The organism is Anabaena sp. UHCC 0253 (assembly GCF_009712085.1).
Lineage (GTDB): Bacteria > Cyanobacteriota > Cyanobacteriia > Cyanobacteriales > Nostocaceae > Dolichospermum.
Genome location: NZ_VILD01000014.1, coordinates 7,179 through 17,125 on the forward strand (window position 1 = coordinate 7,179; position 9,947 = coordinate 17,125).

Genomic DNA, 9,947 nt, shown 5'->3' on the forward strand with positions numbered 1-9,947 from the left:
AGCAGAACTAAATCGTACCAGAATAGTACCAGAAACAGCATTAACACTATGGTTAGGAGAAATAGAACAAAAAGCTAAACAGTTTACAGTCAGAATTGATAGTAGTAAAAACGATAGTCGTGATAACGGTTCAGGAGTAATTATTGCAAAACAAGGGGATATTTACACAGTTTTAACTTCTGGTCATGTTTTCAAACCATGTACATTTTGTACCTATACAATTCTTGCCCCAGATGGAAAACCATATCCTGTAGAAAAAAGCAGCATTAAAGTAGAAAAAGGAGTAGATTTAGCAGTAGTTAAATTTAGAAGTTCCGCCACATATCAAATTGCAACTTTGGCAAGCTATAACCCGAAAAATTATGAATATATCTTAACTGCGGGGTATCCAAAATTAGGAGAAATATCACCTTGGCGGTTAACAATAGGGCATATTTTTAGTAAAGAACAAGGATTATTTGAAACTACCGAATCAGAGTTTAAAAACAATAGTGTTGGTAGTTTAACAAGTATTATTCCAAGTCCAGTTTCCTTAACAGGAGGATATGAATTAGTTTATAGCAGTATCACTTTTGGAGGCATGAGTGGTGGACCAGTATTAGATACCCAGGGAAGAGTAATTGGTATTCATGGAAGTTCTGAGGCAGAAATAGCTATTGATGAAGAAACAAAAGATTTTGGGAGTAGTGAAGGGAAAGTACAAATAGGTCATAGTTTAGGTATTCCTATCAGTACGTTTTTAGCAATAGCAAACAGACTGGATGCACAAGCACAAAAGGTAGAAACTACCCCAGCACCACAATTAAATCAACAACAAGTTATGCATATTAGATTAACAATATTATCATTCAACATTCCTTCAGGAAATACTACCGCTAGTCAATGGATAGAAAGAGGAAATCAAATGTGGCGTTTACGCGTTTATGAGGCTGCTCTAGAGGCTTTTGATAGAGCAATTAAACTGAAGCCGCAATTCATTCATTTAGCTTACTATGGTAAAAGTTTGGCTTTATGGTCAAATAGACAAGATTCAGATGATTTAGATAATTCAGAAGCTATAGCTGTATTGCAAACATTAGAGCAAGCAGTAATATATAAACCTGATTTTGTTCTTGCTTGGAGTAAACTAAGTATAGTCTATAGGGAATTAAAGCAACTAGATAAAGCCTTAGTAGCAATCAATAAAGCCATTCAATTTCAACCAAATAATCCTAACTTGTATAATGTGAAGTTTAATGTATTATCTGATTTAAAAAACTATATAGCAGCAGAAAGAGCGATAACTAAGGCCATTTATATCAGCCCTCGTGCGTCTTTTTACTACAGTCGCGGTATTATTTATGATACACAGAAAAAATTGGAATTGGCACTAGATGATTTTAACACCGCTATCAAAATTAATCCTGATTTAGCTACACCTTATATAGGTCGTGGATTTGTTTACAGAGAGCAGAAAAAATGGGAATTGGCACTAGCTGATTTTAACACCGTTATCAAAATTAATCCTGATTTAGCTACACCTTATATAGGTCGTGGATTTGTTTACAGAGAGCAGAAAAAATGGGAATTAGCACTAGCTGATTTTAACACCGTTATCAAAATTAATCCTGATTTAGCTACACCTTATATAGGTCGTGGATTTGTTTACAGAGAGCAGAAAAAATGGGAATTAGCACTAGCTGATTTTAACACCACTATCAAAATTATTCCTAATAACGGTGGCATTTATGTTGTCCGCGGTTATATTTATTTTGAACTAGGTGATAAACAAAAAGGAATTCAAGACCTCATAGCAGCAGCGTTATTATTCCAAAGTCAAGGAAATACTGCTGCTTATGAAGAAACTAGGAATATATTAAACAATTTGTTAACCCAGTTGTAGATATTTTCTTTGCAGATACCAACTTTCTGAACAGAAATATTTGGGGGATAAAATCATTGCTGATACTCAAAAATTACTATCAACTCTAAATATGAAAATGTTGTTATCACAGTTGCATTCATATCAATAGACATCTCATCTCCCCGATTTTTTGCACCCGTCGGGGATTTAATTGTCTGACAGTTTACTTATCTCAGTTTCTCAAGTTCTACAATAATTTGCTGTATTTGCTGATATTTTTGTTGATATTCCTTTTTTTCTTGCAGTTTGACAGCTAAAGTTCTGAACTTCTGGATTGCTGTCTTTATATCTCCTTTATCTAAAGCCGCATTAGCTTGATTATTTAATTCTTCAATGGAATCAGGAGAAATAGTTGAAGAATTTAGAGGATGTTTTATTTCTGGGTCTTGTAAATCCGCTATCTTATTCAGTGATTCTATTTCAGTCTGTAATTTATCAATAATCTTTAATAAGTCTGCTGCTTCTGGAAATTTACTTCCGTTTAAAAAAGCCAAACTTTTTTGCGAATACAGTAGAATTGCTATCTGGAAGTCTGCTATTTTTTGTCCGGTTTCTTCTTGTATTAACCCCCGTTGATGATAAGCTATTGTATATTGAGGGTTAATTGTAATTGCTTGAGTAAAATCTGCAATAGCTTTCTGTTTATACTCTTTAATTCTATCTTTCACTTCCACCGAACAAATAATTATATAATCATCCTTTTTCCTACAACCCGGTACAGTTCCATCAGGATTTAAAGGCTTTTCTTGTGCATATTTAGCATAAATTAAACCTCGTTGATAATATGCTTCTGCATTTTTATCATTATGATTAATAGCTTGTGTAAAATCTAATATAGCTCCTTGGTAATCTTGTTGATTTGCCTTTATTCTACCTTGTAAAAGCCAATTATTTGATATTTGTATTGATTGAGTTGGAGAAGCTTCAACTTTGTAAAAATTCCCTCCAAAAATCATCAGGGAACTGATTGTTAAACTTAGACAAGCGACGGGTAACTTTAAGGTAGACATAAGGTGATTGGTAATTGGTAATTGGTAATAAAATCCTAATTTTAATCCTGTTCATCCTTAAATCCTGGAAATCCTGATTCTGACAAACTAACGATTATTTTCGCATAATTTATCCTCATTTTTAACTAAATTAACATTTTCTTGTAAATATTCATTTAACCAATCACAACTACGTTTTTGTAAACCATGAATATCCAAATCCCACAAAGTTATCTGATTATTAATATCTACAGAAGCTATCATCTTTCCATCTGCACTAAAATTCACTTCTAAAAGATTATCTTCACTTCCTTGCAAACTATAAATTAATTCCCCCTGCAAATTCCAAAAACTGATTTTATCCCCACTAGCTGAAACCAGCGTTTTACTATCAGGACTAAAATTTACACTTCTGACACTTTGATGATGTTGTAAAGTATGTAATAACTTACCACTCTTACTATCCCAAAGTTTCACTGTAGAATCAGCACTAGCAGTAGCAATTATTTTTCCATCTAAACTAAAACTTACAGATGCAATATTAGCCTCATGTCCAGAAAGAGTTCTCAATAATTTTCCTGCTAAATTCCACAGTTTTACTGTTTTATCTCCAGCAGTTGCTAAAGTTTGACCATCTCTACTAAAGTTAATATTTGTAGGTAACTTATCATTCGTTTGCCAGCTTTTTAATAAATTCCCTTGTAAGTCCCAAATTTTAACTTGTTTATCTACTCTACTAATGGTTGCAATCTTGTGACCATCAGGACTAAAACTTATATCTTGAATTGGCTTAAATATACTATTATTATCCTTCAGATGTCCTTGCCAACTCTTGATAAGTTTACCATCAAGATTCCACAATTTAATTTGATTATCAACGCCAATAGTGATAATATTTTTTCCAGTGGGATGAAACAGTACCTTGATAATTTCTCCCTCATGGGCATAAAAACTTTTTAGCAAACTTCCATCACGCTGTCGTAAGCTGATAATTCCCTGTTTATTACTTACTGCAACAGTATTTCCATCTGGACTGAAACTCACACTATTACCAGAAAAATTAGGTAAAATACCTTGCAAATGCAACAATTTAATTGTGCCGTCAGCACTAGCAGAAACTATAGTTTTGCCATCTGGACTAAAACTAGCTTCCGATGCTTTATCTCCATGTCCTAAAAAGGTGTAAATTGGAAGTTGGGAAGAAAATGTGAAATCTTTGTTTAAGTCATTTTTTAAGTCATTGGGTATCATCCAGACTTTGACTGTATCATCAGCACTAGCAGAAACTATGGTTTTGCCATCTGGACTAAAATTCACATCTAAAACTTCATTGCTATGACCCTCAAAGGTATGCAATAATTGTCCATTAATCTCCCAAAGTTTCACAGTTTTATCTTTACTAGCAGAGGCTAAAATATTACCATCTGGACTAAATTTTACAGCAAAAACTTCATCACTATGACCTGGTAATGTTTTTAAAGCTTTACCTTTAAGATTCCAAAGTTTGATTGTTTTATCAGCACTTGCAGTAGCAATAGTTTGTCCATCTGGACTGAAACTTACACCAAAAACTTTTTGCTTGTGAGCGGTAAATTTTTTGATGAGTTGTCCATTTAATGTCCACAGTTTTACTTCTCCTTTTCTGTTAGCAGTTGCTAGAATTTTACCTTTTGGACTGAGAGATATTGCTAATAATCCATTTTGTTCTGCTAACTTAAAAATAGGTTGATTTGTAAATAAATTTGTGCTAGAGTCATAACGCCAAAAACTAATAGTGTTATCAAAACTAGCAGCAATCAGCATTTGATGATCTCGACTAAAGATAACACTAAAAACCGTATTTTTATGACCTGATAAAGTTTGCTGTAACTTCCCATCTCGTCGCCAAATTTTGATGGTAGTATCTTCACTACCTGAAGCTAAAAGCTGACCATCTGGGCTGAATTTAACAGTGGAAATCTCACCTTTATGCCCTTGTAACCGATTATATTCTCGAATTTGGTTGATATTTTCTAAAGTAGCCACAGATAAACTTAACTTAGTTTGAGAATCTAAGAAATTTAACTGCTCTAAATTTTTGATGACTTTCAGTGTGGGGATAAAAGCTTCAACCTCATTCCCAGATTTTAACAATACTTGTGCAGATAAATTCAAGGCTTTTAGCTCATTAATTTGTGCTTGTTGCCGTTGCCATAAAGCTACACCAGCTAATAGTAATGCTCCTAATAAACCACCACTTAAAGCCATAATAATGCGGTTTCTGGCAGCATTTTTAGCTTGACTTTCTTTATTCTGTAGTTCTAAACTTTGAATAATAAAATTCTGCTCATTTGCACTAATTTGATTTTGGCGTTGTCTTAACCATTCCTGGGCATCAATTAAAGATTTACCTCGCAATAATGCTCCCGTATCTTTCTGATTATTTTCCCATTGTCGCATTACTGTTCTTAATTGTTCTTGCCAACGGCGAAAATCTCCATCAGTTTGCATCCATTGTTTTAATCTGCGCCAATTGCGAATTAATGCTTCATGAATAATTTCTACGGTTTCAATTTTTGTCAGTTTATTAATGTCCGTAACTACTAATCTGGCATTTGCTAATTGTGTAACTAAATTCCAGTTTTCTTCCCCCACTTCCCCACGAATAGCCAAACGCCGGATATCTGCGTTGTATTCTCCTGGCTGCACTAACTGAATAAATATTTGTTGCACCTTTTGTTGATCAACTGCATTCAATTGAGCATAAATTGACTCAGCATGATTCGCCAGTGCAGTCTCGATAGTGCCAATTTCCGTGTATGCTTGATGAGTTAGCCGTCCTTGCTGTTGCCGTTGCCACAACTGAGTTAAAGTAAATTCCAGTAAGGGTAAATGGCTAGGAGAATTAAGCACCACATCAACCAGACGTTGAGTTAATCCTGGTTCTAATTGGATATTGAGACTAAGAGCAGGTTGAGCGATCGCACTTTCTAATTCTAGGGCATTCATGGGACCTAAGTTAACCTGAGCATCCTGCAAGGCATTACTCAAGGGACGGTAAGATAAAGCTTCGCCAAAAAAGTCTGCTCGTAGGGTTAACACCAGGGTAAAACCAGGAACACTACTAACTGCATTCAGGAGATTATCTAAAAATATTTGGCGTTCTGCGGTATCCTGACAAAGAGTGTAGAGTTCTTCAAATTGGTCAGCAATCAATACAATATGTGATTGGGGTGAAATGCTAATCAGCGATTCTAGGAAATTAGATAAAGTGCTGTTGCTCTGTTTTAACTGTACTTCCAATTCTAATTCCTGCAATCTGGAATTAGGAGAAATATCTTTCCCAGTCCCTAACCCTTGATGAAGTGCTATAGCTAATGATTCTAACGGATTATTCCCCGGACGAAAAGACACAATCTGCCAATGTTGACTTTTATCACGTTTTAATTGGGGAATCAAGCCCGCAAACACCACAGAAGATTTACCACTTCCTGAAGCCCCAACCACTGCTACCAAATGCTTTGTTTTCACCGCCGCAACTAACTGTTGCGTCACTATTTCTCGCCCATAAAAATAGGCTGCATCTTGCTCTTGAAAAGCCGATAGACCCCTATAAGGACAACTAGCTACAGCCCCCATACTCTGCCAAGTCGGAGGCGTTGCTAACAAATTTTGGACAATTACAGGCAACCAACTAGCACAAGGATATTCTGTTTCTAAACCTTGTAATTTTTTGCGAGCAATATTCACAGATTGATAGAAAGAATTTCTGCTGGTAAACTGTTGAATAAAGTCTTTTAAAAATTGATGAGCTACCTTATCTGGTACAGGTTCGCGCATCACAATTATTTGGGGAATATGCAAACTTTCTAACTCGGCTGCAATTCCTAAACCATCACAAGAGTTAAAAAAAGCTAACTGTAACCCTTTGCTGACAGCGGTTTGTAGTCCATACCGCAACTCATCCATTGTTAAACTATCGGTGCGGTTGAGAAATATTCTGCCCTTTGTCAACTCTGTGCGACTATGGCCAGAAAAGAAAATCATATCCCAGCCAGTATCATCCCAAAGATATTGATTGAGTTCTGAAGGTGAAGGTTCAACTAAAACAATGATTTCTGCTGCTTGGCAATATTGTTGAAGTAGTTTTTCATCTTCAACGACGTTAATTCCTTCACTATTACCCAGGATAATTAAAATGCGGATATGGGAGCGATCGCTTCTTTTAAACCTTTGGGAAGAAAGGGAACTAAAAGCTACTTCTGCATGAGGATAATAATCAAATAAATCCCATAAATGCCAAGGTAATTTTCGCAGTTGAGTTTCATTGGTGCGAATAATTACTCGCACTTCATCAACAGTCGTTAATTGTGTTAAACATAGTTCTTGAATCCGCCGAAAAGACTCGGCTTGTAACCAAGTAATAAATTGCTGTTTGAGAATGTCTGTATGAGTGTGACATTCCGTTTTCAGAGATTGAAACCTGACATTAGTAATCTGGTTTTTTTTTGGTTTAATGCGGTATCCATCCAGACTGCGATAACTATTAGACCAATCTTGATAAATATTAGGTAAAGTGGGAAGGGGAGGTAATTTTAATGTGTTGTCACTTAGCTCAATATCGGGAAGCGCACCATCTTCACCAATTTCTAAACTAACGCGAAAGCCGTCATGGAAGTCACCATCCAGCTTAAGGATAACTAATTTGTTCATGATCTTACCACTCCTCTCCCTGCACAACACCTCTATGACAATTTCGGTTTTCTTGGCTATATTTTACGCAAATGGCGGAGATTGTTACAAAAGTTTATTTTATTAGAGCATAATTTGAGGTTAGCACTGCAAGAATTTGTCAGAATCAGGATATTTGGTTACTGAGCGGAGTCGAAGTACAGGATTTAAGGATTTACAGGATGTAGTTCAGAAGTGTTATTGATGGGATTTTTGAGATTATTTTTTATTTTGTTATCTCACTTTTAAAACTGAATATATATAGGCTAATACCAATTTTATATGAGGCTGCACATAATCATAAAATCTATCAAATCATCAGTTTACCATCTGTGTTTATCTGCGTTCAATTATTCTTGATATTTTATTCTATGCAACTTCATTTTAAATTTAAATCCTAGACATCCTGATTCAGACAATGAAAACTGAGGACTTAGAGGATGTTTGAACAAGTTTCCGGCGATTATAAATCGCTACTACACAAACAAAGTCCACCTGCGTGGACTAATGGAAAATAGAGGGTTTCAAACCCACGTTCGCGTAGCGTTCCGCAGGAATAGGTGGGTTTTGCCTGTGTAGCCGTGACTTCTAGTCGCCAGGGTTAGTTTGTTCATTCACCCTCTTAGGGGTTTAGCATTGCTGAACCCTGACCAATATTGCTAAACTTGATATTGTGCTAACCAAGCTTCTAAATCACTTAAACTCGAAAAATCAAGTAAAGCCTCAGCTAAATCTTCTAACTGTTCTGATTCCATAGCTTCAAGTTTCAATAATTGTGCAGGTGGAACAGTTCCGACTTGATGACGGAGTTGTCGTGTCACAATTGCTAAAGCTTTTTCCTGTTGGATATCCTGATAAATTACAGACTCGCGCATAGCATCACTCCGCAATAATCTTTTAATCAGTTTCTTGTTTAATACTAACCCAGCTAAAATTGCCGTTGAAGCAGCAACATTACTTTGGATTCGGGTATCGTTTATTTGCTCAATAGCTTCTGCAACCTGTTGTAATATTAACGTTTTATCCTCAGTTTGACTGAGAGTTGCAAACGGTAACAAACCAGGAGTATTCAAAAATATGTCGCTGGGTTGTTCCCAAAGACGAATAACGCCAAATTCATGACGGGTATTTTCTAAAACAAAGGCTGTTTGCTGGACTAATTCGGATGTGGTTGGTTGTAGGTAAATCACAACCTGACGCATCCGTTTATTGGGAAATTTGCGATACACCCTTAACCGATAATCCGCCATTCTAAAGGGAATTTGGGCTTTTGGTTCAGTTTGAAATTCTATATGCAGAACAATTTCATCTGACTGTAACAGAATTAACGCATCTGCTCGAATCGGTTCGAGGGATAATTCGGATGGACTGAGTTGGGTGAGTTCAATGGATTCACCGATTAACCAGGTGGCGAAATCGGCGGAAAATGACTCTGCTAAAAAGCGGCAGACGTTATCAAACATAGACAGGTATTATATCATCTGATCGGTGCTGTTGATATTACCGCAACTGTGATAATAAAGTTTTCATCTTAGGAGTAGATAGCATTTTCTGAGTATCAGCAATTATTTTCTCACCCCAAAGATTCTTTTTGCTGAAAATTGACATCAGCAAAAAACTCTCTACAACCCTTTTAAGAAATCCATTGTTTGTTCATAACCAGCAGTATTTCCTTGAGCCTTGAACAATTGCGCTGCTCGTTGCAGGTCTTCTCTGGCTTTTTGTTTGTCACCAAGTTGACTATAAACAAGTCCCCGGTTGCCATAGGCTAGGGCAAAGTTAGGATTAATGTTAATGGCTTGGTTGTAATCATCTATTGCTCCTTGCTTATCTCCTAAAGCAGATTTAGCATTTCCCCGGTTGTTGTAGGCTAGAGCAGAGTTAGGATTAATGTTAATGGCTTGGTTAAAATCATCTATTGCTCCTTGCTTATTTCCTAATTCAGATTTAACATTTCCCCGGTTGATATAAGCTTCGACATAGTTAGGATTAATGTTAATAGCTTGGTTGAAATCATCTATTGCTCCTTGCTTATCTCCTAAAGCAGATTTATCAATTCCCCGGTTGTAGTAAGCTAGGGCAAAGTTAGAATTAATGTTAATAGCTTGGGTGAAATCATCTATTGCTCCAGGGTTATCTCCTAAAGCAGATTTAGCATTTCCCCGGTTGTAGTAGGCTTGGGCATCATTAGGATTAATCTTAATGGCTTGGTTGTAATCTTCTATTGCTCCAGGGTTATCTCCTAAAGCAGATTTAGCATTTCCCCGGTTGTAGTAAGCTAGGGCAAAGTTAGAATTAATCTGAATAGCTTGGTTGAAATCATCTATTGCTCCTTGCTTATCTCC

General features: G+C 36.1%; 5 protein-coding genes. 1 reads left to right on the forward strand and 4 read right to left on the reverse strand.

What is annotated here, in order from left to right; all coding sequences use genetic code 11:
* Positions 1 to 1,882 (forward strand): tetratricopeptide repeat protein (locus FJR38_RS25830; RefSeq protein WP_168540324.1); only part of this gene is annotated, 1,882 nt, incomplete at its 5' end.
* Between the two features lie 188 nt (positions 1,883 to 2,070).
* On the opposite strand, the gene FJR38_RS25835 is transcribed toward FJR38_RS25830, so the two are convergent.
* The 4 genes from FJR38_RS25835 to FJR38_RS25850 form a co-directional block, all read right to left on the reverse strand.
* Positions 2,071 to 2,913, reverse strand: coding sequence for a hypothetical protein (locus FJR38_RS25835; protein ID WP_168540326.1), 843 nt, complete (start codon positions 2,911 to 2,913; stop codon positions 2,071 to 2,073).
* 87 nt (positions 2,914 to 3,000) lie between these two features.
* A complete protein-coding gene (locus FJR38_RS25840) occupies positions 3,001 to 7,584 on the reverse strand; it encodes a CHAT domain-containing protein (protein WP_168540328.1) in 4,584 nt (1,527 codons plus the stop codon).
* 677 nt (positions 7,585 to 8,261) lie between these two features.
* Positions 8,262 to 9,065, reverse strand: a complete 804-nt coding sequence (locus tag FJR38_RS25845; RefSeq protein WP_168540330.1) for an Rpn family recombination-promoting nuclease/putative transposase — start codon at positions 9,063 to 9,065, stop codon at positions 8,262 to 8,264.
* Between the two features lie 159 nt (positions 9,066 to 9,224).
* Positions 9,225 to 9,947 (reverse strand): tetratricopeptide repeat protein (locus tag FJR38_RS25850; protein WP_168540332.1); only part of this gene is annotated, 723 nt, incomplete at its 5' end.